18 protein-coding genes and 3 tRNA genes are annotated in these 25699 nt (G+C 61.7%); 11 read left to right on the forward strand and 10 right to left on the reverse strand.

The features are described from left to right. Nucleotides 1-18: 18 nt before the first annotated feature. The 8 genes from ACNAOT_RS14250 to ACNAOT_RS14285 form a co-directional block, all read right to left on the reverse strand. On the reverse strand, nt 19-774 hold the full coding sequence (locus tag ACNAOT_RS14250) for an ABC transporter ATP-binding protein (protein WP_420178350.1): 756 nt from the start codon (nt 772-774) through the stop codon (nt 19-21). After that, on the reverse strand, nt 771-3581 hold the full coding sequence (locus ACNAOT_RS14255; protein ID WP_420178351.1) for an FtsX-like permease family protein: 2811 nt from the start codon (nt 3579-3581) through the stop codon (nt 771-773). The genes ACNAOT_RS14250 and ACNAOT_RS14255 overlap by 4 nt, the downstream gene beginning before the upstream one ends. A gap of 209 nt (nt 3582-3790) precedes the next feature. Then, nucleotides 3791-5386: a phosphoglycerate dehydrogenase gene (gene serA, locus ACNAOT_RS14260; RefSeq protein ID WP_091468213.1), complete on the reverse strand. Its 1596-nt coding sequence runs from the start codon at nt 5384-5386 to the stop codon at nt 3791-3793. A 290-nt stretch (nt 5387-5676) separates the two neighbouring features. Next, on the reverse strand, nt 5677-6702 hold the full coding sequence (ilvC, locus tag ACNAOT_RS14265; protein ID WP_420178352.1) for a ketol-acid reductoisomerase: 1026 nt from the start codon (nt 6700-6702) through the stop codon (nt 5677-5679). 67 nt (nt 6703-6769) lie between these two features. Continuing rightward, nucleotides 6770-7282, reverse strand: coding sequence for an acetolactate synthase small subunit (gene ilvN / locus ACNAOT_RS14270; protein ID WP_011775174.1), 513 nt, complete (start codon nt 7280-7282; stop codon nt 6770-6772). A gap of 2 nt (nt 7283-7284) precedes the next feature. Continuing rightward, complete coding sequence (locus tag ACNAOT_RS14275; RefSeq protein ID WP_017199595.1) at nt 7285-9189, reverse strand: acetolactate synthase large subunit; 1905 nt, start codon at nt 9187-9189, stop codon at nt 7285-7287. A gap of 294 nt (nt 9190-9483) precedes the next feature. Continuing rightward, complete coding sequence (gene ilvD, locus ACNAOT_RS14280) at nt 9484-11205, reverse strand: dihydroxy-acid dehydratase (protein ID WP_179017214.1); 1722 nt, start codon at nt 11203-11205, stop codon at nt 9484-9486. 131 nt (nt 11206-11336) lie between these two features. Further along, a complete protein-coding gene (locus ACNAOT_RS14285) occupies nt 11337-12269 on the reverse strand; it encodes a LysR family transcriptional regulator (RefSeq protein ID WP_420178353.1) in 933 nt (310 codons plus the stop codon). A 179-nt stretch (nt 12270-12448) separates the two neighbouring features. Here ACNAOT_RS14285 and ACNAOT_RS14290 point away from each other — a divergent pair, with 179 nt between their 5' ends. The 4 genes from ACNAOT_RS14290 to ACNAOT_RS14305 all read left to right on the forward strand — a co-directional run bounded on the left by ACNAOT_RS14290 (nt 12449) and on the right by ACNAOT_RS14305 (nt 15146). Further along, complete coding sequence (locus tag ACNAOT_RS14290; protein ID WP_420178354.1) at nt 12449-13450, forward strand: hypothetical protein; 1002 nt, start codon at nt 12449-12451, stop codon at nt 13448-13450. Nucleotides 13451-13505: 55 nt separating this feature from the next. Then, entirely contained in the window at nt 13506-14684 is a 1179-nt protein-coding gene (locus ACNAOT_RS14295; RefSeq protein WP_420178355.1) for a PQQ-dependent sugar dehydrogenase, read from the forward strand. A 117-nt stretch (nt 14685-14801) separates the two neighbouring features. Further along, nucleotides 14802-14877: transfer RNA gene (locus ACNAOT_RS14300), tRNA-Lys, on the forward strand. 193 nt (nt 14878-15070) lie between these two features. Beyond that, nucleotides 15071-15146 (forward strand) — tRNA-Lys (locus ACNAOT_RS14305). Between the two features lie 103 nt (nt 15147-15249). Here the strand turns inward: ACNAOT_RS14305 and ACNAOT_RS14310 are convergent. Beyond that, nucleotides 15250-15711 (reverse strand): MarR family winged helix-turn-helix transcriptional regulator, encoded by a 462-nt coding sequence (locus ACNAOT_RS14310; protein ID WP_091468228.1) that lies wholly within the window; start codon nt 15709-15711, stop codon nt 15250-15252. Between the two features lie 84 nt (nt 15712-15795). Between ACNAOT_RS14310 and bcp the strand changes: the two genes are divergently transcribed. From bcp to ACNAOT_RS14345, 7 genes are all read left to right on the forward strand, one after another. Further along, complete coding sequence (gene bcp, locus ACNAOT_RS14315) at nt 15796-16269, forward strand: thioredoxin-dependent thiol peroxidase (RefSeq protein WP_420178356.1); 474 nt, start codon at nt 15796-15798, stop codon at nt 16267-16269. A gap of 63 nt (nt 16270-16332) precedes the next feature. After that, a tRNA-Leu gene (locus tag ACNAOT_RS14320) sits at nt 16333-16414 on the forward strand. Between the two features lie 168 nt (nt 16415-16582). Continuing rightward, nucleotides 16583-18250 (forward strand): ABC transporter substrate-binding protein, encoded by a 1668-nt coding sequence (locus ACNAOT_RS14325; protein ID WP_420178357.1) that lies wholly within the window; start codon nt 16583-16585, stop codon nt 18248-18250. Between the two features lie 79 nt (nt 18251-18329). Further along, nucleotides 18330-19835, forward strand: a complete 1506-nt coding sequence (locus tag ACNAOT_RS14330; RefSeq protein WP_420178358.1) for a malate:quinone oxidoreductase — start codon at nt 18330-18332, stop codon at nt 19833-19835. 67 nt (nt 19836-19902) lie between these two features. Then, nucleotides 19903-23142: an efflux RND transporter permease subunit gene (locus ACNAOT_RS14335; RefSeq protein ID WP_420178359.1), complete on the forward strand. Its 3240-nt coding sequence runs from the start codon at nt 19903-19905 to the stop codon at nt 23140-23142. A gap of 150 nt (nt 23143-23292) precedes the next feature. Continuing rightward, a complete protein-coding gene (locus ACNAOT_RS14340; protein WP_178996764.1) occupies nt 23293-24417 on the forward strand; it encodes an LLM class flavin-dependent oxidoreductase in 1125 nt (374 codons plus the stop codon). Continuing rightward, entirely contained in the window at nt 24417-24878 is a 462-nt protein-coding gene (locus ACNAOT_RS14345; protein ID WP_420178360.1) for a MarR family winged helix-turn-helix transcriptional regulator, read from the forward strand. The genes ACNAOT_RS14340 and ACNAOT_RS14345 overlap by 1 nt, the downstream gene beginning before the upstream one ends. Here the strand turns inward: ACNAOT_RS14345 and ACNAOT_RS14350 are convergent. Further along, nucleotides 24875-25681, reverse strand: a complete 807-nt coding sequence (locus ACNAOT_RS14350; RefSeq protein ID WP_420178361.1) for a transglutaminase-like domain-containing protein — start codon at nt 25679-25681, stop codon at nt 24875-24877. The genes ACNAOT_RS14345 and ACNAOT_RS14350 overlap by 4 nt on opposite strands. Nucleotides 25682-25699 lie beyond the last annotated feature (18 nt).

Genomic DNA, 25699 nt, shown 5'->3' on the forward strand with positions numbered 1-25699 from the left:
TTTTTGGGATGAAATAGCTTAGTTAAGTTCGGTCAGCGTATCGCTGAGCCGGACCAGTTCATGGTCGTGGGAAGCAACCAGGACGGCAATGCCATCGCTGGTGGTGTCCTTGAGAATGCCGATGATGCGGTTGGCCGCTGCGCGGTCGAGGCTGGCCGTGGGCTCGTCCACCACCAGTACGCGGGTGCCCAGAATCAGGGCGCGGGCAATGGCGACACGCTGGCGTTCACCACCGGAGAGCTGCGCGGGACGGTGGCGCATACGGCGTCCGAGGCCCACCAGGTCCAGGAGGTCCTTTGCCATCTCGGTACGCTGTTCCACTTCGCCGTCGGGTACGGCGGGGAGCAGGACGTTCTCCAAGGCGCTCATGCCATCGATCAAGGCGCCGCCCTGGTCCACGTAACCAATCAGGGCCCGTCGGCGGTCCGCGATCTCGTCGTCGCCCATGGTGTCCAACGGCTGGCCTTCCCACAAGACCTTGCCCGACGTCGGGAGCGTAAGTCCCGCGCTCACCGTCAGGATGCTGGTCTTACCGGAACCGCTTCGTCCGGCGATGCAGTGCATCTCACCAGCGTGAAGGGTGAGGTTGAAGTCGTCCACGACGTCCACTTCCTCGGCACCGCCCTTGTCTCCACCGTAATGAATGGTCACCCGGCTCAGTTCCAAGGGAGTTGCGTGGTCCGTGGCCCTCACGATGGTGTTGGCACGGGTCTGCAGCGACTCGTCCGCGGATTCCGGGGTGGCCGTCAGCTCGGGGTTGAGGTTGTCAGTCATTTGACTACTTTCGTTGCAATCGGAATCCAGCAAATTACGGCCAGCAGACCGGCCAAACCGGCCCAAAGAGCCGCGTAGGGAGCCAGGAGCAGTCCCAGCCCCAGGGCACCTAGGACACCCAAGGGAAGTGCCACGGTGCCCACAAGTGCGTTTTCGAAGAAGCGGACCTGGCCAAGCATGTCCGGGTTCCAGCCCATGGCACGCAAAGTACCGAGGTACTCCCGTTTGGCGTGGAGCTCGAAGCGGCCGGTGACCAAGGTCAGGAGAAGGCCAACAACCACACCGAACACAGCGAGGATGATGCTCGGCAAGGTGATGCTGGCAGCGGCCAGACCGCTCAAAGCGCTTGCGCCGGCTGCTCGGGGAATGTCGATCAGGAGCGCGATCAGGGCACCCACTGCTGCACCGAACACACCCACTGCCACGGCCAGGGAGATCGAGTTGAAGCGGTTGGTGGTGAGCTGCCTGTTGGCGAACGTCAGGGGCGAGTCAACAGTCACCAGGCGTTCATCGTGCTGCGGTTCCTGATCAATCACCACGCGGTGGCGCAACTGCTGGGCGGCGAGCAACGCGGCAGCGCTGTAGATGACCAGCATGGTGACTGAGACGATCACGGTGGCAACGTTCCAGCTCAGCAAGCTGAGGACGACTCCCGCCGCCGCGAGTGCGGCAGCTCCCACAGCGAATTCCTCCAGGACCCAGGAGCGGATCCGTTTCTGGGTCCAACCCATGGCGCGGAGGATGCCGGCTTCGCTTCGGCGTTGTCGGATGTAGCTGACTGTGGAGGCGCCCGTCAGGAGCGTTGCACCAAGCAGCGTCAGGAACAGCAGGGTGATGTTGGTTCCGGTGAGGGAACCTGAGACGGCATCGGCCGCGTCCTGGCGCACCCACGACTGCTGGATAGTACCCAGGGGTGATTCCTTGCCGGCGTCGTCCTTGCTGTAGCCGGGGACGAAAATATTGGCATCTTCACGGGCGGAACCCGCCACGACCGTAGCCTCAAGGCCGAGCTCACGGATCTGGGTGGCCAGCTTCTCAACCTCGGGCTGTGCCGTCTTCCAGTTTCCGGTTGCCGACGCCTTGACACGGATAGCGTCAATGACGTCCGCGTTGGTGTCGTAACCACGGGCGGCTGCCAGACCGTAGTAATCGGTGATGGCGCCGGCGGACTGGCTGACCAAGCCCGTAGCACTCAACGATGGCTTCAGTTCCGTGCCCTCAACCTCTTTGCCCTCAGCGTCCTTGGTGAGGGTCATCGGCGTGGGGTCGTAGCCGCCCAAGGGCAGCTTGTTGACGTCCCCGGCAGCTGACTTCACCGCGGCAGGGTCGAAGGTGCCGTACACCATGGGCAGCGGCGTTGCCGGCTTCTTGCCTGTTTCCAGGTCTTCCCGGTATGAGCGCTCCTCCACCGGCTTACGCTGCGTCTGGTCCACGGGCGCACCGAAGGACGACTTCTCGGGCAGACGGTTCACCGTAACCCAGTCCCCCGGTGTGGCGCTCTTATCCGACGCGCCGTTGGAAGCTTCGTCGCCGTCCTTGTACTGGGGCGCTGCGGCAAATGCCGTGCTCCACGTGGCGGGATTGTACAAACCCTGGCTGAAGGAGGCCGTGCTGCCCAGCAATTTACTGTGGTCGGTTGATCCAGGCCACTCGAGGGCGAACGGGGACTTCGACACGAACGGAAGGTAGTCCTTGTCCAGTGAACGCGTTACCGTGCCCACCTCATTGACTACCTTGCCGCTGGCGTCAAGTTCCTCGATCTTCACCGAGTACTGCAGGTCAAGGGATGTGCCTGAACGGACAATCAGCGGAATGGCTTGGGAGTCCGCAGTCAGCAGGCCGTCGCGCTTGGCCTGCTGGTACTGCGTCATCAGCGGCGCCCAATGCTTGAGCTTGACGCCCAGGAAATCGGGACCTTCTTCCAACTGGTCCATGCTGAGGCCGGTGGTGAAAAGACTCTCGAAGTGGCGTCCGATAGCGCCCGCGTCACGGGCATCCGCCGGAGGAGCCTTCTCCAAAGGGGCCAGGAAGTCTCCTGCCGAGCCCAGCAGCGCCCGCTCAGCGGCAGGGTCGACGGCGACGACGGACTCTGTCACCTCAGGCGCCAGGGGAAGCGCCACGGAGAGATTAAAGAGATTGTGCTCCGAGCCCAGAGCGGGAGCGGGGAACTTAACACCTGTCTCGCCCTCAGGGCCGGCGATCCGGACATTGGTGCCGCCAGCAGTCTGTTCCTGGATCAGTCGGCCTTTGCCCAGGGTGCCTTCAGCGCTGGTCTTGAAAAGGGTCTTCTCGTTAGCTCCGTCCGAGCTCGTGGCCGAAGCGGTCAGGCGGTACTTCTTGGGAGAATCAGGCAGAACGGATTCCGCGGCAGGCCACTTGTTGGAATCCATCGCGGATGGATCCCCCGCCGTCACTGCCCCGGCAAGGCCCGCGTTATAGCCGAGGTAGTCCATGGCGTTGAGCCGCGGAGCTTCAAGGTTCTGCGATACACGCGAGACCAGGCTGATGGGCGCGGCCACGGCCGTTTGGCCCATGGTCCGGATCTTCTCCAGCTGCTCAAAGCTGATGCCGCCTTGGCCGTTGGCGATTTCCGGCTGAATCAATGCACCGCCGTCGCCATCTTGTGATTGGTCAGGCTTTGCCTGGACCAGGATGTCGTAGAGTCCCCGCGAGTTCTCGTCCACTGTCCTGTTCAGAGCCGCCTGCGACTGGCTCTGGACGAGGACGGACAAGCACATGGCGACGATCAAAATGGCCGCGGTCAGCAGCAGCACACGGCTTCTGATGAACCTTTGGACGGCGTTCATTGGGCTCCCTGAGACCTTGATTGCGGGCGCGCACACACGCACCGTGATTCCTCAAAAGACACAGAGGAAGACCGGGCTGTATGTGCAAAAAGTTGTGGCCGGCCTGCTGCCGGGTCCGAATCCCGGACCCAGCCATTGTAAGCAGACCGGCCACTCCTGCGTGCCATGGTGTGTCGCCGGCACGCGAACCTAGCTGATGAAGATCAGTGCTAGTCCTCCAGGTCCACTTCGCGAACCATCTCTGCGCCGATACCGGCCTTGATGGCTTCCAGCACCTGCTGCGGAACCGAGCTGTCGATGGTCAGGAGCGCAAGAACCTGGCCGCCTTCGGTCTGGCGCGCAACCTGCATCCCGCCGATATTGATGTTATTCATGCCCAAAATGTGTCCGATGGTGCCAATCACGCCCGGACGGTCGGCGTAGGCCACAACAACCAAGTGCTCGCTGATGGGAATTTCGACGTCGTATCCGTTGACGCCTACGAGCTTCTCCACCTGCTTGGGACCCGTGAGGGTACCGGCAACAGAGATCTGAGACCCATCGCTGAGGGCACCACGGATGGTCAGGACATTGCGGTAGTCCTCGGCGTCGGGGGTGGTGATCAACCGGGTATTGATGCCACGCTGTTCTGCGATTACCGGAGCATTCACGTAGGAGACCTGCTCCGTGACCACATCAGCGAAGACGCCCTTCAGCGCAGCCAGTTCGAGTACCTTGACGTCCAGCGCGGCAATTTCACCGGCCACCTCAACGTCGATCTGGGTGAGGGACGCATGGGTAAGCGCCGTGAAGATCCGGCCCAGCTTTTCGATCAGCGGGATACCCGGGCGAACATCGGGAGCGATGACGCCTCCGGCAACGTTCACGGCATCGGGAACCAGTTCGCCTGCAAGGGCAAGGCGAACCGACTTGGCCACTGACACGCCGGCCTTCTCCTGGGCCTCATCCGTGGACGCTCCAAGGTGCGGGGTGACAACCACGTTGTCGAGCTCGAAGAACGGCAGGTCGGTGCTGGGTTCCTTGACGAAGACGTCCACGCCGGCGCCCGCGATCTGGCCTTCCTTCAAAGCCGTGTACAGGGCTTCTTCGTCCACCAGGCCGCCACGTGCCACGTTGATGACGTACGCCGTTTCCTTCATCTTGCGGAAGGCGTCGGCGCCCAGCATGCCTACCGTCTCCGGCGTCTTGGGCATGTGGATGGTGATGAAATCGGCGTTTTCCAACAGTTCATCCAAAGTTACAAGCTTGACGCCCAACTGGGCCGCGCGTGCAGCCGTGATGTAGGGGTCATAGGCGAGGATTTCGGTTTCGAATCCCTGCAGGCGTGCTGCTACCAGTGCGCCGATACGGCCAAGGCCGATGATGCCGATCTTCTTCTCGAAGAGTTCAATGCCGGTGTACTTTGAGCGCTTCCACTCGCCGTTCTTCAGCGCAGAGCTGGCCTGCGGAATGTGGCGGGCGAGGCTCAGGATGTGGCCCACGGTGAGCTCTGCGGCAGAAACGATGTTGGACGTGGGTGCGTTGACCACCATGACGCCTGCTTGCGTTGCGGACTTGATATCCACGTTGTCCAGCCCCACGCCGGCGCGGGCGATGACCTTAAGGTTCTTGGCCGCAGCGATGGCTTCGGCATCCACTTGGGTGGCCGAACGGACCAGGATGGCGTCGACGTCGGCAATGGCGGACAGCAGCTGGGAACGGTCGGCGCCGTCGGTCTGTCGGATTTCAAAGTCCGGGCCCAATGCCTCGACTGTGGCGGGCGAAAGTTCCTCGGCGAGGAGGACGACGGGTTTGCTGACTGACACGGGGTGGCACCTTACTTTGGACAACTTTGGACAGAACTGGACAAGGAGCGGATGCGTGGCCCGGGACACGGCGCCGGGACCAGCCCAGAATATCGAATCCGGGCAGAGTTTCCGGTGCCGGGGAGGGATGTTACGGCCGGGCCGGTAGTTGTTGTGAAGAAGTTCACAGCCCATGAGGCTGGGCAATTCACTGGAGAAACTGGTGTCGATGGAGAAACGACGACGCCCGCCCGGCTATGTTCTCCGGACGGGCGTCGTAGTGCGCCGGCCGTTAGGCCAGCACCGAAGGATCAGCGGGCTGCGGAACCTTCAACATAGTCAGCGTCCTGCTGCTGCCAGGAGAACAGGGAGCGCAGTTCGCGGCCGACCTCTTCGATCGGGTGCTGCTCTGCCTTGGCACGCAGTTCCTTGAACTCGGTGCCACCGTTGTCCTGGTCGTCGATGAAGCGCTTGGCGAACGCACCGCTCTGGATGTCGGCGAGGACAGCCTTCATGTTTTCCTTCACCTCGGGGGTGATGACGCGCGGGCCGGAGACGTAGTCGCCGTACTCTGCGGTGTCGGAAACGCTCCAGCGCTGCTTGGCAATGCCGCCTTCCCACATGAGGTCAACGATGAGCTTGAGCTCGTGGAGAACCTCGAAGTAGGCGATCTGCGGCTGGTAGCCGGCTTCGGTCAGGGTTTCGAAGCCGTACTGGACGAGCTGGGAAACGCCGCCGCAAAGAACGGCCTGCTCGCCGAAGAGGTCGGTCTCGGTCTCTTCGGTGAAGGTGGTCTTGATGACGCCGGCGCGGGTTCCGCCGATTGCCTTGGCGTAGGACTTCGCCAGGTCCCATGCGGAACCCGATGCGTCCTGCTCAACAGCAATGATGTCCGGGATACCGCGGCCGGCTTCGAATTCGCGGCGCACAGTGTGGCCCGGAGCCTTCGGGGCAATCAGGATGACGTCGACGCCTGCCGGAGCTTCGATGTAGCCGAAGCGGATGTTGAAGCCGTGAGCGAAGGCGAGTGCCTTGCCCTCGGTCAGCTTGTCCTTGATGGAGTCGTTGTAGATGGAGCGCTGGTGCTGGTCCGGTGCCAGGATCATGATGACGTCTGCCCATTCGGCGGCATCCGCAACGTTCTTGACAGTGAAGCCTGCGTCCTCTGCCTTGGCGGCCGACTTGGAGCCGTCCTTCAGCGCGATAACAACCTCGACGCCGGAATCGCGCAGGTTCAGTGCGTGGGCGTGGCCCTGGGAGCCATAGCCAACGATGGCTACCTTGCGGCCCTGGATGATCGACAGGTCTGCGTCGTCGTCGTAGAACATTTCAGTCACTTGCGTAACTCCTCTTGAGTGGTTTTCGTAGATATTGATAGTGGTGCTGCGGTACTGGACGCAACGCTCACGCGGAGCGGAGCGCCCTGTCACTCATGGAGCGGGATCCCCGTCCAACGGCCAAGGTGCCGGACTGCACGATTTCACGGATGCCGAACGGCTCGAGCACTGACAGCAGCGCAGCGAGCTTCTCGGGGGTACCGGTTGCCTCAATCACCAATGAGTCTGTGGACACGTCGACGACAGCGGCACGGAACAGGTCTGCAGCCTGGGTAACCTGCAGACGTGTCGCGGCATCCGCACGTACTTTGACCAGGATGTGGTCACGTTGTACGGAAGATTCGGAAGTCAGCTCAACAATCTTGATGACGTTGACCAACTTGTTGAGCTGCTTGGTGACCTGCTCGATGAGGTCGCCGTCGGCGTCGACGACAACCGTCATGCGGGACATGCCAGGAACCTCGGTGGGTCCCACAGCCAGGGAATTGATGTTGAACGCGCGCCGGGCGAAGAGGCTGGCCACGCGGGTCAGCACGCCGGGCTTGTCTTCTACCAGAACGGACAGTGTGTGGCGGCTCATGCCTAGTCCTCCTCTTCCCATTCCGGGGTCATGTTGCGGGCAACCTGGATCTGGTCGTTGCTGACGCCCGAAGGCACCATCGGCCACACCATCGAGTTGGGGCTGACGACAAAGTCGATGACCACGGGACGGTCATTGATTTCGAGTGCCTTCTGGATGGTGGCATCGATGTCTTCGTCGCGCTCACAACGCAGTGCAGCACAACCGTAGGCATCGGCCAGTTTCACGAAGTCCGGAATCCGGATAGTGTCGTGGCCTGTATTCAGATCCGTGTTCGAGTAGCGGCCCTCGTAGAACAGCGTCTGCCATTGGCGGACCATGCCCAGCGAGGAGTTGTTGATGATGGCGACCTTGATCGGGATGTTGTTGATGGCACAAGTGGCCAGCTCCTGATTGGTCATTTGGAAGCAGCCGTCACCGTCGATGGCCCAGACCACGCGGTCCGGTTCACCGACCTTGGCGCCCATGGCCGCCGGAACCGAGTATCCCATGGTTCCTGCACCGCCTGAGTTCAGCCAGGCGTGGGGCCGTTCGTACTTGATGAACTGGGCGGCCCACATCTGGTGCTGGCCAACGCCGGCAACGTAGATGCCTTCGGGACCCGTGAGCTCGCCGATCCGCTTGATCACGCGCTGCGGGGCGGTGAGCCCGTCCTCGGGCTCGGTCCATCCCAGCGGGTACGTGTCGCGAAGGTTGCCCAGGAAGGCCCACCACGAGTCCAGGTCCGGGGTCCCGCTCAGTTCGAACTGCGTTTTCACGGCCTCGGTGAGTTCCGGGATGATTTCCTTGACCGAGCCAACGATCGGGACATCGGCCGTGCGGTTCTTGGAGATTTCCGCGGGGTCGATGTCAGCGTGGATGACCTTGGCAAACGGGGCAAAGGTCTTCAGCACGCCGGTGACGCGGTCATCAAACCTGGCACCGAGGGTGATCAGGAGGTCAGCCTGCTGAAGCGCAGTCACGGCGGAGACAGAGCCATGCATGCCCGGCATGCCAACGTGCTGCGGATGCGAATCAGGGAATGCACCGCGCGCCATCAGGGTGGTGACCACGGGAGCGCCGGTAGCCAGCGCGAGCTCCATGAGCTCTGCGGACGCATGGCCCTTGACCACACCGCCGCCCACGTAGAGGACCGGTTTGCTGGCGGCAGCGATCAACTTGGCAGCTTCGCGGACCTGCTTGTTGTGGCCGCGCACTACGGGGCGATAGCCCGGCAAATCAACCTTCGGCGGCCAGGAGAAGGTCATCTGGCCAACCTGGGCGTCCTTGGCGATATCCACCAGGACGGGGCCCGGACGGCCAGTGGACGCGAGGTGGAAAGCCTCAGCCATGACATGCGGGATGTCGTTGGGGTCAGTCACCAGGAACGAATGCTTGGTAATGGGCATCGTGATACCCACGATGTCCGCTTCCTGGAAGGCATCGGTGCCGATGACACCGCTGGAAACCTGGCCGGTGATGGCCACCATGGGCACGGAATCCATGTGGGCGTCCATGATGGCGGTAACGAGGTTGGTGGCACCGGGTCCCGAGGTGGCGATGCAAACGCCAACCCGTCCGGTAACCATGGCGTAGCCTTGCGCGGCGTGGCCGGCTCCCTGTTCGTGACGGACCAGGATGTGATTCATGCTGGAGGCCATCAAGGGGTCGTAGGTGGGCAGGATCGCGCCACCGGGCAAACCGAAAATATCGTCCACGCCGAGTTCTTCGAGCGAACGGACAATTGCTTGCGAGCCGGACATCACCGTTGGGGGTACAACGGTGTTCGGCCCAAGTACAGGAGAGAGAGGTGCAGCAGCGTCGACGACGACGGCCTCAGCCGTACGGTCGACCTTTTCCGGAGCTTTGTGGGCTCCAGCGGACTTTGCAGCCATCAGCGAGGGGCTGATCGGCGATCCTTTGCTCATCGGACTCTTCCTTAGTGGATCTTCAATAGGTGGGTCTTGCTTCGGGGAATAAAAAAACCCCTCAGCCTTCCGGCTCTTCGAGGGGTTTGCGCGTGACGGTTCGTTACCAGTCGGGCTAAGCCACGCGCTTGGTAAGGACGACGATGCCGACGGTAACGAATGTGATCATGCGTTCAGTGTTCCCTCAAAGTGAGATACGTGTCAATCGGGCACTATCGTATCTCACTATTTGGACAGCAATGTCCGCCTGCCGGACTCCGGCCGCCGCAAGGCAGCCGGAGTCCGAAGCAGGAACTACCCGCAGTACGCTCCCGTGGAGGCACTGTGGACAAGCTTGGCGTACTTGGCAAGCACGCCCTTGGTGAACTTGGCTGGCAGTGGCTCCCAGCCCTCCTTGCGGGCCTCGAGCTCGGCTTCGTCGACCAAGAGGTCAAAGGAGCGGGCAGCGATGTCAACACGGATGCGGTCCCCGTCCTTCACGAAGGCGATGGGGCCGCCGTCGACGGCTTCCGGCGCAACGTGGCCGATGCACAGGCCCGTGGTGCCTCCGGAGAAGCGGCCATCGGTCAGCAGCAGGACATCCTTGCCAAGCCCTGCACCCTTGATGGCTCCGGTAATGGCCAACATCTCGCGCATGCCGGGGCCGCCCTTGGGGCCTTCATAGCGGATGACCACGACGTCACCCTTGTTGATTTCGCCATTGTCCAACGCGCTGAGGGCGCCCTGTTCGCGCTCGAAGACACGCGCAGTTCCTTCGAAGACGTCAGCATCGAAGCCTGCACTCTTCACTACGGCACCTTCCGGAGCCATGGACCCGTGCAGGATGGTGATGCCACCGGTCTTGTGGATGGGGTTGTCCAAGGCACGGAGGATCTTGCCGTCAAGGTCCGGCGGATTGATCGAGGCGAGGTTTTCGGCAAGCGTCTTGCCGGTAACGGTGAGGCAGTCACCATGCAGCAGTCCGGCGTCGAGGAGTGCCTTCATGATGACCGGCACGCCACCAATCTTGTCCACGTCGGTCATAACGTAGCGGCCGAAAGGCTTGAGGTCCCCCAGGTGGGGAATTTTGTCGCCGATGCGGTTGAAGTCATCCAACGTCAGTTCGACTTCGGCTTCGCGGGCGATCGCGAGCAGGTGGAGCACGGCATTGGTGGAGCCGCCGAATGCCATGGTGACGGCGATGGCGTTCTCGAAGGCCTTTTTGGTCATGATGTCGCGGGCCGTGATGCCCAGGCGCAACAGGTTCACCACCGCTTCGCCGGACTTGCGGGCGAAATCATCACGACGGCGGTCGGCCGACGGCGGAGCGGCCGAACCCGGCAGGGACATACCCAAGGCCTCGCCGATGCAAGCCATGGTGTTGGCCGTGTACATGCCGCCACAAGCGCCTTCGCCGGGACAGATGGCTTTTTCGATGCGGGTGAGGTCTTCCATGCTCATTTTGCCGGCGGCACAGGCGCCCACGGCCTCGAAGGCGTCAATGAGCGTGACTTCCTTCTCCGAGCCGTCTTCCAGCTTGACCCAGCCCGGCATGATGGAACCTGCGTAAAGGAACACCGATGCGAGGTCCAGGCGGGCAGCAGCCATGAGCATCCCGGGAAGGGACTTGTCACAGCCGGCCAGCAGCACAGAGCCATCTATGCGCTCGGCCTGCATCACCGTTTCCACGGAGTCGGCGATGACCTCACGGGAAACCAACGAGAAGTGCATTCCCTCGTGGCCCATGGAAATACCGTCCGAGACGGAGATGGTGCCGAACTGCATCGGGAAGCCACCGCCCGCATGGACGCCTTCTTTGGCGCCCTGCGCTAGGCGGTTAAGGGAAAGGTTGCAGGGGGTAATTTCGTTCCACGAACTGGCAACACCAATTTGGGGTTTGGCGAAGTCGTCGTCTCCCATGCCCACCGCACGGAACATGCCACGGGCAGGCGCCGCGTGAATGCCGTCGGTCACCACCCGGCTGCGGGGTTTGATGTCCGGCGTGTTGTCTGTCGCAATTCGGGTGGTGTCACTCATGGTCCAAAGTCTATGTGTACCGGGCGGCTGCGAACGTTGATGCACGCCGGGTTAAGCCCAAACTGCCGAATGTTGCGATTTTGCGGCCACCCTGCCCCAAACGAAGGTCCGTGCCTCGAATGGCCTGCGCCTCAAACGTTGGGGCGTGTCTCATTGAGTTCCTTGGCAATGGATTCAGCTTCGCTCTTGAGCATATCCAGGACACTTGCAATGGTGGCCCGAGCGGCAACTTCCTGCCGCGACAAAGCCACGATGCTTCTGCTTGCTTTGACCCCTGTAAGTGGCCGGAGAACGAGTCCCCGCCGCGCACTTGCCCGGGCAGTGTATCGAGGCAGAAGGCAGATGCCATGGCCCGCGCCCACCAGAGCCTCAAGCACCCTCAAATCCGGATACCGCTGACCCCTCAGGGCCTGTCTGCCTGCATGGAGTTCGATCTGGCGAAGCACCGTGTCGAACGGGAAGCCCTCCGGGACCCCGATCCACGGGTAATCAACAACGTCCTGGGGGCTGAGCCGGACTTTTGCGGCCAAGGGATGACCGGCCGGCATGGCGACGTCCAGGGCTTCCTCCAGGAGCGGCACCACGGTCAGGCCCCGCCGGGCGAAAACTTCCGGCCCGTCCACGCTGTGCGCCAGCACGATGTCGTAGTCCGCCACCAAGGGAGCGAAATGGGCGGTTCCCGGATCCTCGAAATGTGCATCGAAAGTCAGACCATCCACGGAGGAGACCCGGTGCAGGACACCTGGGAGGAGCATTTCCGCAGCGCTGGGAAAGAAAGCAGCAGAAACACGTGTTTGCCAGCCCTTCCGGTAGGTGTCAATGGTGGACTCCGCCCGGGCCATGGCTGTGGCTATATCCGCTGCTGCTGCCGCCATGGACAGCCCTGCTTCGGTCAACTGAACGCCCCGGCCCACTTTCTCCACCAGGACAACACCGATCTCGGCCTGTAGCGTTTTCAGCTGCTGTGATACCGCCGAGGCTGTGACATTCATGGCCTCGGCGGTGGCGCCAACACTTTGCCGGTCCGCCAATTCGCGCAGAATCTGCAGCCTTTTGAAGTCCATGGAGCCAGACTAGGCGACTCCCGGAGAATTGCCTGCCCACGAATTATCCCGGCCTGCAATTAGTAAGGCAACTGATATTTCGGACAAACCGGCAGGTCAAACGCTGGACAGCCCATAAGCAGGCACGTAACGTCGGCATTACCACGAGCTTCACCCCAGTGAGCAGAAGGGCTTCCACCATGGATTGGTTAATTTGGGTCATTGTCATTGTTTTGGTCGTCGCAATTGTTTGGTGGCTAATGAACCGCAACAAGGCAGGAAACGTCGATACCACCCCAAGCCAAGCTCCCGCCGATGATCGCCTTTCCGGGACAACCAGCACCACGGCCCCGGCAGCGATGGAGCCCAGTAACACAGCTTCCATGCCTGACCCTGGTGCAACGGCAGCAGGTGTGGCCGGCCTGGCCGGGGTAACCAACCTGGGCAAGACCGCCGCCGAAGGCAGCGGCCCGACTGTCGACGAACCAAGGGTTGCCGAACCCGACATTGCCGAACCCGACATTGCCGAACCGGACGTTGCCGAACCCGGACCTTCCGAAGAAATCCACGGCGCCTCCCCTGTCACCGATGACAAACAAGCCGTGCCCCGCACCGCCGTCGACGACTCACCACCTGTTGTAGCCTCAGACGCTCAGCCGGCCACCACACCCGGATTGACCGTGGCCGAACCAGTCATCGCACCCCCCGCGGTGGCCGAACCCGTGATTGACGAACCGGTGGTGGCCGAACCCGTGGTGGACACGGACGCGAAGGTCCACGCCGCAGACGCCGGTGACATGGACGCCGGTGACGTGGACGACTGGGACACAGGTGCTTCCGCTGCCGCCTCCAAGGAGGCAGCAGATAAGGCTGAGTGGGAGTCTTCCTGGACAGACGAAAGCGGCACCCCTGTCCATCATCACGAGTACACCGATGCCCACTCACCCACCCTGCCGGGAGCAGAGTCCGCAGCGGCCGAAGATTCGGCGGCCTCTGGTCACCTGGCCGTCGAGCATCCCTACGGCACCGGATCATCCAGCGCACCAGGGAATGCGTATCCGGTCAAGGCTGACGCCTCGGCCATGACCTACCACGACGAGGACACGGCAGGGTACGACGACGCTGCTGCCGATGTGTGGTTTGAGTCTTCCGCGCACGCAGAGGCTGCCGGCTTCCGTCCACCCCGCCGCAGCAGGCACTGAGAAGAACACACGCTGGGAAGAACGCGCGCGGCCAGACATACAGGCAGGCAGGAACATGGGCAGGCTCTCTCCGGAACGGCGTGATCGCCTCATGCGCGCCTCTGCGCTTGTCCTGCTCTTGTCGCTAACGGGATGCACGGGCAGTCCGTCGTCGCCGGGCACCGCGGAAACACCCAACGCGTCGGCGACCCAGGAGGGGACAACCACTTCAGGGACAACCGCTTCAGGGACATCCGCCCCCGGAAGCAGCCAAACGACGCCCGCGTCGCCACGGATCCCGGAAGTCGCTCAAAAGCTCGACGTCGGACTGCAACTGCCATGGTCGGTCGTCTTCCTGCCAAACGGCACAGCTGTGGTTTCCGAGCGCGACTCCGCCCAGGTCAAGAGCATCCGAAACGGCGAGGCCACCACCATAGGCGAGGTGTCCGGCGTCGACCCCGGCGGAGAAGGCGGATTGCTCGGACTGGCCCTCTCACCTGACTTCGCAACGGACCGGTGGCTGTACGCATACTTCACTTCGCCGAGCGACAACCGGATTGCGCGGATGAAGTTGACTGAGGACTCTGGTGGTCAATTGGCCTTGGGCGAGGCTGAAGTGATCTTCTCCGGGATGTCCAAGGCCTCAACCCATAACGGTGGTCGAATCCGTTTTGGCCCGGATGGGTTCCTGTACGTGGGCACCGGCGATTCCCAGCGCCGGGAGCAACCCCAGGATACAAACGCCCTGGGAGGCAAAATCCTTAGGCTTACTGCGGAAGGACGCCCGGCGCCGGGTAATCCCTTCGGCGATAACCCTGTCTACAGCTATGGGCACCGTAACGTGCAGGGCCTGGCGTGGGACAGTGACGGACGCCTCTGGGCCAGCGAATTCGGGCCGGACGTGGATGACGAACTGAACCTGATCACCCCGGGCGGCAACTACGGTTGGCCTACCGTGACCGGCGCGCCTGGCAGAAGCGGGCTGATCGATGCGAAGGTCGTCTGGCCCTCAACGTCGGACGCCTCACCGAGCGGACTCGAAATCGTGGATGGCATTGCCTACACCGGCGCGCTTCGTGGTCAAAGACTGTGGGCGGTTCCCCTTGAGGGTGAAAACGCGGGCACTCCTGTGGCCTATTTCACAGGACAATACGGGCGGCTCAGGGACGTAGCCCGAGCTCCAGACGGCACCCTCTGGGTTATCAGCAACAACAGAAACCCTGATTTCGCGGTGATTCTGAAGGTTGGGCCGTGACACCGCAGGCGACGAGGTGCCGATTTCCCTCTTCGGCGGAAGTCGTGTAGAGTTACATGTCGTTGCGGAGATCGCCGGGGAAAGAAAAGCTTCCGGGTTTGATCAGAATCAACAGCTGCACCTCTAGCTCAACTGGCAGAGCAATTGACTCTTAATCAATGGGTTCCGGGTTCGAGTCCCGGGGGGTGCACCAAGCAAAAGGCCTTGGAGTGAATCTCACTCCAAGGCCTTTTTTGTTGTTCAATACTCTTTTCGGGTCAATCAAATGGCGTTCATCACGCATTGCGCCTTTTGGTCTCCAGCAGTCAAATAGTGGTGTAGAGTTATTTGTCGTTGCGGAGGTCAACGGGGAATGTGAATTTCCCGGATAAGCCGAAACAATAGCTGCACCTCTAGCTCAACTGGCAGAGCAATTGACTCTTAATCAATGGGTTCCGGGTTCGAGTCCCGGGGGGTGCACCACAGAGGAAAGGCTCCGGATCGTAGATACGATCCGGAGCCTTTCTGTATTCCATCTGTTTCCATGCCGGGGCTTCGCAACTTAAACCCCGGCCACAGGCTTCGGTCAGACTTGAGGCAGGTCGGTGTCAACCTGGTGCGATTCCGGCGCCGGAAGCCCGGCAAGGCCCCTGACAACAATCCGAAGTTCCTCGCGGAGGCGGGCGGTGTCCACGGCGACGGGCGACAAGACATCCTGCTCAAGCTTTACTGCTTCTGCAAGCGCTGCAATACCGGCGTCGGTAAGGGTCACCACGTGACTTCTGCGGTCGGAATCACTGCGTTGTCGGGTGACATGCCCGTGCAGCTCAAGCCTCGCCAGGGTGGTCCCCATTGTTTGGGCCTTGACCCGCGCAACTTCGGCCAAAGCCGCCTGCGTAATGGCACCCTTGGCGGCCAATACCTGCATGGCAATGACACCGGCGTGGGTCAGGCCGATGGACTTCAATTTTTCGTTCCACGAGATTTCCACCAGGCGTGCAGCTGTCGAAAGCAATCGGGTGGTGGGCCATCTCTCCATATCTGGCATGCCGACAGTATATGCGCGGAAGGGGTGAGGACGCGGCTTCTCCTACTAAACTGGGAAATCGCGATCACTGGCAAGGAGCACATTTTGGCTGAACGACTTATCCCGGGAGACATCGCCCCGGACTTCACACTTCAGGACGAAACCGGCAAAAGCATGAGCTTGGGGGACCTCCGGGGACGGAAAACCATCCTCTATTTCTACCCGGCCGCTTCCACTCCCGGATGCACCAAGGAAGCCTGCGATTTCCGCGACACGCTCGGGTCACTGCAGGCTGCAGGGTACGAAGTGGTGGGAATCTCCCCCGACCCCGTCAAGGCGCTTGCCAAGTTCAGTGAGGAAGAACAACTGACCTTCCGCCTCCTCTCGGACGAGAACCACTCCGTTGCCGAAGCGTATGGGGCCTGGGGCGAGAAGAAGAACTACGGCCGCAGCTATATGGGGCTGATCCGATCCACCTTTGTGGTCGATCCCGATGGAAAGCTCTCCCTGGCGCAATACAACGTACGCGCTACGGGGCACGTGGCCAAGCTCCGGCGGGATCTCAAGCTGGACAAGTAGCGGGTACACTGGAGGCCGGTATATGGCATCGACCGTCCAACCAGGCGGTTCGGTAGCCAGCCAGCGCGAGTGGTGAAATTGGCAGACACGCAGGATTTAGGTTCCTGTGCCTTCGGGCGTGGGGGTTCAAGTCCCCCCTTGCGCACAGATACATGAATACCCCCGGTTGCACGACCGGGGGTATTTTTCTCCTCAAGCAGCGGGGGGCATCCTGACGGTGCGCTGGGAAGTGCACTCAGGACGTTCAACTAGACTGGAATGCGGTCTGGCCGAAGCCGGCCACAGCACTTCCAACCGGCTTGAGGGGACAAGAGTGGCAAGCAGCAAAATGCGGCACCTAAGCATTCAGTTCGGAGCTGCCGTACTGGCTTTGGGACTGGCAGGGTGCACAGGAACACCCGGCCCCGCGCTGTCTACATCCACCAGCAACTCCCCCGCCGTTGAACCTTCGGCAACCTTCAATTTCGGCACGGCGTCCATGCCCTTGGGCCTCGATCCTGCAGTCACCGCCGATTCCGAGTCCTACCGTGTCACCCGTCAAGTCCTCGAAGGGCTCGTAGGGGTAGACGGTGAGACAGGGCAGACCACTCCCCTCCTCGCCACTGAGTGGAAAGACAGCAACAACGGGCTGAGCTACGACTTCACGCTCCGCTCCGACGTGACATTTCACGACGGCACTCCACTGGACGCAACCGCAGTATGCGCCAATTTCAACCGCTGGTTCACCTTCCCCGAGGACCTCCGAAAGCAGGCGCCCGGGATTTCGTTCCAAAGCGTATTCAAGGCTTACTCGGACCAGCCGGTGTTCTCCATCTTCAAAGACTGCAAAGTGGTCTCGGCCAGCGACGTCCAGATCAATCTGACGCGTCCCTTCACGGGATTCCTCCAGGCGTTGACACTGCCGGCCTTCGCAATATCCTCCCCGACCGCTCTGCAGGCACAGAAAGCCAACGTCCTTGACCAGGTCCGGAATGGCCAGGCCATGTCCAGCTACGCCGGCCAGCCCGTGGGTACGGGCCCGTACGAGTTCACTGGCTGGGACGAGAAGAAACTCACCCTGTCCAGCTACAAGGGCTACTGGGGCAACAGGGGACAAATAGCAACCATCAACTTCGTCCCCTACGATCGCGCCGAAACCCGTCAGCAGGCCCTGCTGGACGGCAAGATCGACGCCTATGATCTTGTGACCTCCGGAACCTTTGACCAGTTGGTCAAGAAGGGTGTCCAGATCATCCAGCGCGACCCGTTCTCGGTGATGTACCTCGGCATCAACCAGGCTGTGGCACCGTTGGAAAAGCCAGAGGTCCGCCAAGCGATAGAAATGGCGATCGACAAGGAAGCGTTGATCCGAAAGTTCTTCATCGACAACACCGCGCAGGCGTCCCAGTTCGTGCCGCCCAAACTAAGTGGCTTCAACAACAATGCTCCCTCGTTGGGATACAACCCGGAGAAGGCTAAAGAGCTCTTGAAGAAGGCCGGCTATAAGGGCGAAGAACTGAAGTTCTACTACCCGCTCAACGCCACACGGGCCTACATGCCCACGCCGGAAAAGATCTACGCCGAACTCAGCCGCCAACTCGTGGCTGTCGGCTTCAACATCAAGCCGGTTCCCATCGATTGGGAAGACGGCTACCTCCAGCGGGTCCAATCGGCCGGTGACCGCGGCCTGCACCTGCTCGGTTGGAATGGCTCCTACGCTGACGCGGACAACTTTCTGGGACCCTTGTTCGGCGAATCACGCGCCGAGTTCGGCTACGCAGACTCGGAAGTCTTCCACAAGATAGAACGCGCGCGGGCCATGCCCGAAGGCGACGACCGCAACACCCAGTATCAAGCCATCAACGCAGAGATCGCGGCGTCGGTACCGGCTGTGCCCATCGCCTTCCCCATCTCTGCCCTGGCACTGTCCAACAAGGTGGAAAGCTACCCGGCTTCCCCCGTCCTCAACGAAGTTTTCACAAACGTCCGCCTAAAGCCTTGACGATTCCCCGCAATTTCAGTATTGAGTCTGCGCGGGGATATTCTGTGACAGCCAGTGCCGCCGCTAACGGAGATTGATCGTGACCTTCATTTCCAAGACTCAACATGCCGACGTCGTCCTTATTGGCGGTGGAATCATGAGTGCCACCCTTGGTGCGTTCATCAAGCAACTTGAACCCACCTGGACCATCTCCCTCTTCGAAAGACTCGACGAAGCAGGGCTCGAGAGTTCCGGACCATGGAACAACGCCGGCACCGGCCATGCTGCGCTGTGTGAGCTTAACTACTCTCCCGCTGCAAAAGACGGTTCCGTAGACCCCTCCAAGGCCCTGCACATCAACGAGCAGTTCCAGCTTTCCCGCCAGTTCTGGTCCCACTTGGTGGACAGCAACGTGATCGGGTCCCCCAAAGGTTTCATCAACACCGTCCCGCACATGAGCTTCGTCATTGGCGATGACCACGCAAACTTCCTGAAGACCCGGTACGAGGCCCTGAAGCCCAACACGCTGTTCCGCAGCATGGAGTACACCGAGGACCAGGACAAAATCGCCAAGTGGGCCCCCTTGATCGTCAAGGGCCGCGACCGCAAGCAGCGCGTTGCCGCAACCCGTGCTTCGGAAGGCACCGACGTCGATTTCGGCGCCTTGACCCGCGAACTGACCGGCTACCTGCAAAGCAGCGGCGCCGAGGTCAACTACGGACACGACGTCACCAACATCCACCGCGCAGCAGGTGGTGGATGGGACCTCTCCATCAAACACCCCAAGTCCGGCGAGCACGGCCGCATCCACGCGAAGTTCGTCTTCGTTGGAGCAGGCGGCGGTGCCCTCCACCTGCTACAGGCCTCGGGGATCCCCGAGAGCAAGGGATACGGCGGCTTCCCCGTGTCCGGCCAGTTCTTCCGCTGCACGGATGACGCCATTACCTCCCAGCACAGCGCCAAGGTCTACGGCCAGGCGTCCGTTGGCGCTCCGCCCATGTCCGTTCCGCACCTGGACACCCGCTACGTGGACGGCAAGCGTTCCCTCCTCTTTGGCCCGTATGCGGGTTTCTCCACCAACTTCCTGAAGACCTCCAGCTACCTGGACCTTCCGCTGTCCATCCGGCCGGGAAACATCATTCCCATGTTGGCAGTAGCCAAAGACAACATGGACCTCACCGCCTACCTCATCAAGGAGGTTGCCAAGCGGCATGAGGCCAAGGTGGAGGCACTGCGTGAGTACTACCCCGAAGCAGCCGGGAGCAATTGGGAACTGATCACCGCCGGCCAGCGTGTACAAATCATCAAGAAACACCCTCAAAAGGGTGGCGTCCTGCAGTTCGGCACTGAAGTCATCGCTTCCCGCGATGGTTCCATCGGCGCCCTGCTGGGCGCTTCTCCGGGTGCTTCAACCGCCGTGCCCATCATGATCGAACTGTTGCAAAAGTCGTTCCCCAAGAACTTCAAGGGATGGCAGTCCAAGCTCAAGGACATGATGCCGGGCTACGGCGTCAAGCTCAACGAGAATCCGGACCTGGCCGCGGAACTGGAAGCAAGCACCGCCAGGTCGCTGCAATTGGAAGTGGCCAACGCCATCCAGAGCTAGGCCACACCCGGGGCTGCGGCCGGTTCCCGTCAGTCGAATCGTTACGTAGACCGCAGGAGTCAATGCAATGTTCCGCTTGGCCAAACTGTCCCTGGGAAACCGGGCCCTGATCGCGCTGATCACCGTCTTTGCGGCGGTGTTCGGCGTGATCACCATGGGGTCGCTCAAGCAGGAACTCATTCCTTCCATCGAGTTCCCGCAGATCACCGTGGTGACCTCCATGCCTGGTGCCTCCCCGGAGGTGGTGGACAAGCAGTTGAGCCAGCCGTTGGAAACAGCCCTGAACAGTGTCGAGGGTCTGGAATCCACCACATCGACGTCCCGCAACGGCGTTTCGCAGATCACCATGGTGTTCACGTACGGCTCCAACCTGGACCGGGCGCGCAACCAGATTGACCGGGCGATCTCCAACGCCAAGCGGGTGCTGCCGGCCGACGTCGAACCCCAGTCCATCGCCGGCAACATCAGCGACTTCCCGATCGTCTATTTGGCGGTGTCCTCGGACAAACCCCTGAGCGAGCTCAACGCTGACCTCCTGCGACTCAGCGTGCCCCGGTTGCAGAAGATCGACGGCGTCCGCGGCGCCGATGTGACCGGCGGTTCCAGCCAACACATCCTGATTCAGCCCCGCCCCGCGGACCTCGCAACTACAGGGGCGTCGGTCCAGTCCATCAGCAATGCGTTGAAAAACAACGGCACCCTGGTTCCCGTCGGCACCATCGAGGATCAAGGCAAGACCCTGTCCCTCCAGCTCGGCAGCCCCGTGGATTCCCTCGACATCATCAAGGGACTTCCTTTGGCGGGCGCCAAGGGTGCTGCAACCATCGGAGCCGTGGCCGACGTCAGCATCGAGGACGACGCCGCTACTTCCATCACCCGCACCAACGGCAAGCCCACCCTGGCGCTGTCTGTCACCAAGAAGCCCGAGGGCGATACGGTGGCGATTTCGCATGCGGTGCGGGACGCCGTCGGCCCCATGGAAGACGAGCTCGGCAACAACGCGACCTTCACACCGGTATTCGACCAGGCACCTTTCATTGAGAAGTCCATCAAGGACCTCACTACGGAAGGGCTCCTTGGTCTGGGCTTCGCTGTCGCCGTCATCCTGGTTTTCCTGATGTCCGTGCGCTCCACCCTGGTCACGGCCGTTTCCATCCCGTTGTCCCTGCTGATCACCTTCATCGGCATCTCCGCCACAGGCTATTCGCTGAACATCCTTACCTTGGGCGCCCTCACCATTGCGATCGGGCGCGTGGTGGACGATTCCATCGTGGTCATCGAGAACATCAAGCGGCACCTCAGCTACGGCGAACACAAGCTGACAGCCATCCTGACGTCCATCCGGGAGGTGGCCGGGGCCATCACGGCTTCCACGCTGACCACTGTGGCCGTGTTCCTCCCCATCGCTTTCGTGGGCGACCTCGCCGGTGAGCTGTTCCGTCCCTTCGCCTTGACTGTGACCATCGCGCTGTTGTCGTCACTCTTGGTTTCCCTGACGATCGTTCCGGTCCTGGCCTACTGGTTCCTGTCCTCCCCCGGGAAAGGCCCTGAAGCACAGGCATCTGCCAAGGAAGCTGCCGAGAAGGCCAAAGAAGCCGAACAGCGGAGTCGCCTCCAGCGCGGCTACCTTCCCATTCTTGCGAAGACGCAAAAGCACCCGGTCATCACCCTGTCCGCGGCAGCGCTGGTGCTGGTGGCGACCGTCGCCGTCTCGCCACTTCTGGCCACCGACCTGCTGGGCCGTTCCGGAGAGAACAGCATGACGGTGCGCCAGGTCCTTCCGCCCGGCACCAGCCTGCAGGCCACCAGCGATGAGGCGTCCAAGATTGAGGAATCCCTCAAGGGCATTGAGGGTATCAAGGACGTGCAGGTCACTTCAGGGAATGCCCAAACGGGTTTCGCTGCCCTGACGTCAACCGGGTCCTCCAACTCAACGTTCACCATTGTCACCGACGAGAAAATAAATCAAGGCAAACTCCAGGACGAGGTCCGATCCAGGCTGGAGGGGGCCGCCGGAAAAGTCACTGTGGGATCCCAGCAAGGTGGATTCGGGACTTCCTCTACTGTGGACATCACCATCAGGGCAGCGAACTCCGCAGACCTGCAGACAGCAAGCGATGCCATGGTGAAGGCCATGGAAGGCGTCCCGGGCAGCTCGGAAGTCGCCACGAACCTCGCTTCAAAGCAGTCGGTGGTCCAAGTTCGCGTTGACCGGGCAAAGGCTGTCGCAGCCGGCCTGACGGAAGAGCAGGTAGGTGCCTTCCTCGCATCCACGGTAAGCCCCATTCCGGCGGGTACCGTCCGTATCGAAACCAACGACTACCCGGTGCAAATCGGCGAGGGCACGCGCTTCACCAGCATTGCCGCAGTACGTGCGCTCCAGCTCCCAACGGCCCGCGGTGGCGTCGCGCTGGAGACGATTGCCGCCGTCGAACAGGTTGATACCCCCGTATCCATCACCAGCAGCAATGGGCAGAGGACCGCGAGGGTGACTGTGACGCCTTCCGGTTCCAACCTTGGCAGCGTCAGCACCGCAGTGCAGGAAAGGCTGGCAGCTGTGGAACTGCCCGCGGGGGTCACGGCAACTATCGGCGGTGCCACCACACAACAGGCCGAGTCCTTCCGCCAGCTGGGCCTGGCCCTCCTGGCAGCCATCGCGATCGTCTACGTGATTATGGTGGCCGCGTTCAAATCACTCGTGCAACCGCTCATCCTGTTGGTCTCGGTACCCTTCGCTGCCACAGGCGCAGTGGGTCTGCTGTTGGTGACAGGCGTTCCGTTGGGCCTGCCGTCACTGATCGGCATGCTGATGCTGGTGGGCATCGTGGTCACCAACGCCATCGTGTTGATCGACCTCATCAACCAATACCGCAAACCACATGACGGCAGTCAGGGCATGAACGTTGCCGATGCCATCACACACGGTGCACGGCAGCGCCTGCGTCCCATCCTCATGACCGCATTGGCCACCGTTTTCGCCCTGACTCCCATGGCGCTGGGCCTCACGGGTGGCGGCGGGTTCATCTCGCAACCACTGGCCATCGTGGTGATCGGTGGACTGGTTTCATCCACTGCCTTGACGCTGGTTCTGGTCCCGGTTCTTTACAAACTTGTGGAGGGCCGCCGGGAGAAGAAAGAGTTGCTGAAGGCCCTGCAGGACAAGCCGACGACGAAACGTGACGACGGACCCGGCGGCACTGACAGCAGCGGTGCCTCCAGCAACGGCTCGGGCGAGTTCCAGGACTGGACCACTGGAATGATTCCCCGCGTTACGGGCCGCCGCGCGGCGCACAATCCCGGAGAATAGCAAGCTCCCCAGCACACTAACCTTCGATGGGCAGGGCCGGGAACAATTCCCGGCCCTGCCCTGTTACAGGTATCGATACATGCAAATGCATCTAGTTTGAGGTACACTGTTTACAGAGCCCGGGACCTCGGGCAGGGAGAAAGGCACATCATGCAGATCGGCGTATTCAGCGTCAGCGATATCACCACTGACCCCACCACGGGCCGCACGCCCACGGAAAACGAACGCATCAAGGCCTCCGTTGCCATTGCCAAGAAGGTCGAAGAAATCGGCATGGACGTCTACGCCCTTGGCGAGCACCACAACCGGCCCTTCTTCTCCTCCTCGCCCACCACCACCCTGGCTTACATCGCAGCCCAGACCGAGCGCATCACGCTGTCCACGGCCACCACCTTGATCACCACCAATGACCCGGTCAAGATCGCCGAAGACTTCGCCATGCTCCAGCACCTCTCCGATGGCCGCGTGGATCTGGTCCTCGGCCGTGGCAACACAGCGCCGGTGTACCCCTGGTTCGGCAAGAACATCCAGGACGGCATCGAACTCGCCATTGAGAACTACAGCCTGCTCCGCAAACTGTGGGATGAGGACACGGTCAACTGGTCCGGAAAGTTCCGCACACCCCTGCAGAACTTCACGTCTACACCGCGGCCTCTCGACGGCGTGGCCCCCTTCGTGTGGCACGGCTCCATCCGGACGCCGCAGATCGCAGAAGTTGCCGCTTACTACGGCGACGGTTTCTTCGCCAACAACATCTTCTGGCCCAAGGAGCACTACCAGCAGCTGATCGGCCTGTACCGGGAGCGCTACGAGCACTACGGACACGGCAAGGCAGACCAGGCAATTGTTGGCCTTGGTGGTCAGTTCTTCATGAGGAAGAACTCGCAGGACGCCGTCAAGGAGTTCCGCCCGTACTTCGACAACGCGCCGGTCTACGGGCACGGACCGTCCCTGGAGGACTTCACCTCGCAGACTCCGCTGACAGTGGGCAGCCCGCAGGAAGTCATCGAGAAGACGCTGACATTCCGCGAGGCCTTCGGTGACTACCAGCGGCAACTGTTCCTGATCGACCACGCCGGCCTGCCGCTGAAGACCGTGCTGGAACAGTTGGACCTCTTCGGCGAAGAAGTCCTGCCGGTACTCCGCAAGGAATACGCCGCCATGAAGCCAGCGCACGTGCCTGACGCACCGACGCACGCCTCACGCGCCGCCGCCGCCCTGGAAGCCACGGTCAGCGAATCCGCTACCGCTGGTGCTGCGGGGCAGGACGCCTGATGTCCAGCCCCTCGGCGTCCTCCGCCGTTCGCCTCGCCGCCGAAACCTGGGAGTCGTTGTTCCGCTCCCAGGTGGCGGTGATGCGGAAGCTGCAGTCGGGACCGGCCTTCAAGACACTGCCCGTCAAGGAATACGATGTCCTCTTCACGTTGTCCAAATGCCCTTCGGGCCAACTCCGGCTCAATGAGATCAACGACAAAGTCCTGCTGAGCCAGTCCAGCTTGAGCCGCTTGGTGGACCGTTTGGAGAAGCGCGGCTTGGTGGAAAGAACAACAGCGCCCGAAGACGGCCGCGGAGTCCTGCTCTCACTCACCGAAGCGGGCAGTGAACTTCAAAAGACCATCGGCCGCGAACATGTCCGGGACATCGCGCACCTGGTGGCACCTGCGCTCACAGCTGAGGAACAGCGGGAGCTTTTGCGGCTGACCGAGAAGCTCCGTGCTTCGGTTGCGGGACACTAACGCAAGCTGATGAGCTCCCGGGGGTCCTCCACCGGGAGCTCTCCGTTTACCGACGCACTGACCTTGAGTGTTTTCAAGGTCAGGCTGCCGCCCACGGTGGACAGGAACGCGGTATCCGATGAATCGCGTCCGGCAGTGATGCGGAGCATGGATTGGCGGGGAGCCAGTCCGGTGGGGTCGATGATGTGCCAGGCACCGTTGATATGTGCCTCGGCAACAGCATGGAAATCCATGGGACTCAGCCCTGGAGCGTACACCGCCGCCAGGCGCGCAGGAACGTCCTTTGACCTCAACAGGGCGATGGCGAGGTGGGCGAAGTCCCGGCACACACCTTTGCGGTGAAGCAAGGTTTCCACGGCTCCGTCAGTTCCCCGCGACGAACCGCTGACGTAGCGCAATTCCCCGTTCACCCAGTCGCGTACCGCTTGGAGCAGTTCGGGACCTTGCAGGCTGCCGAACTCGGCATAGGAAGTAGGCAGCAGCCTGTCTGACTCCGCGTACCGGCTGGGCCTGACGTACCTGATGAGCTCCATCGGGCTGGACGTATCGGGCTCTCCATAGCCATGAACCGTTGCCCGGTAGTCCACCGTCACCTCACCGGGCTCAGTGAACTCCAGGTAGTGGAAGCGGCCGCCATGGTGGTCGCTGAGTTCGGCAAAGGGAACCTCGGCACCATCCTTGGTGATGGACAGGGTTTCCTCCACTGCGTCGTAGCCATGGTTGTTGGCCACGGCTACGGCCATGGCCACCTTGGTGTTGGCTGCAGTCTTGAAAACGAGCGAGGCAGCAACATTGCGTTCCATTGATCTCCGGGGTGGGTT

This window comes from Paenarthrobacter sp. TA1.8 (genome assembly GCF_048595705.1).
Taxonomy (GTDB): domain Bacteria; phylum Actinomycetota; class Actinomycetes; order Actinomycetales; family Micrococcaceae; genus Arthrobacter; species Arthrobacter nitroguajacolicus.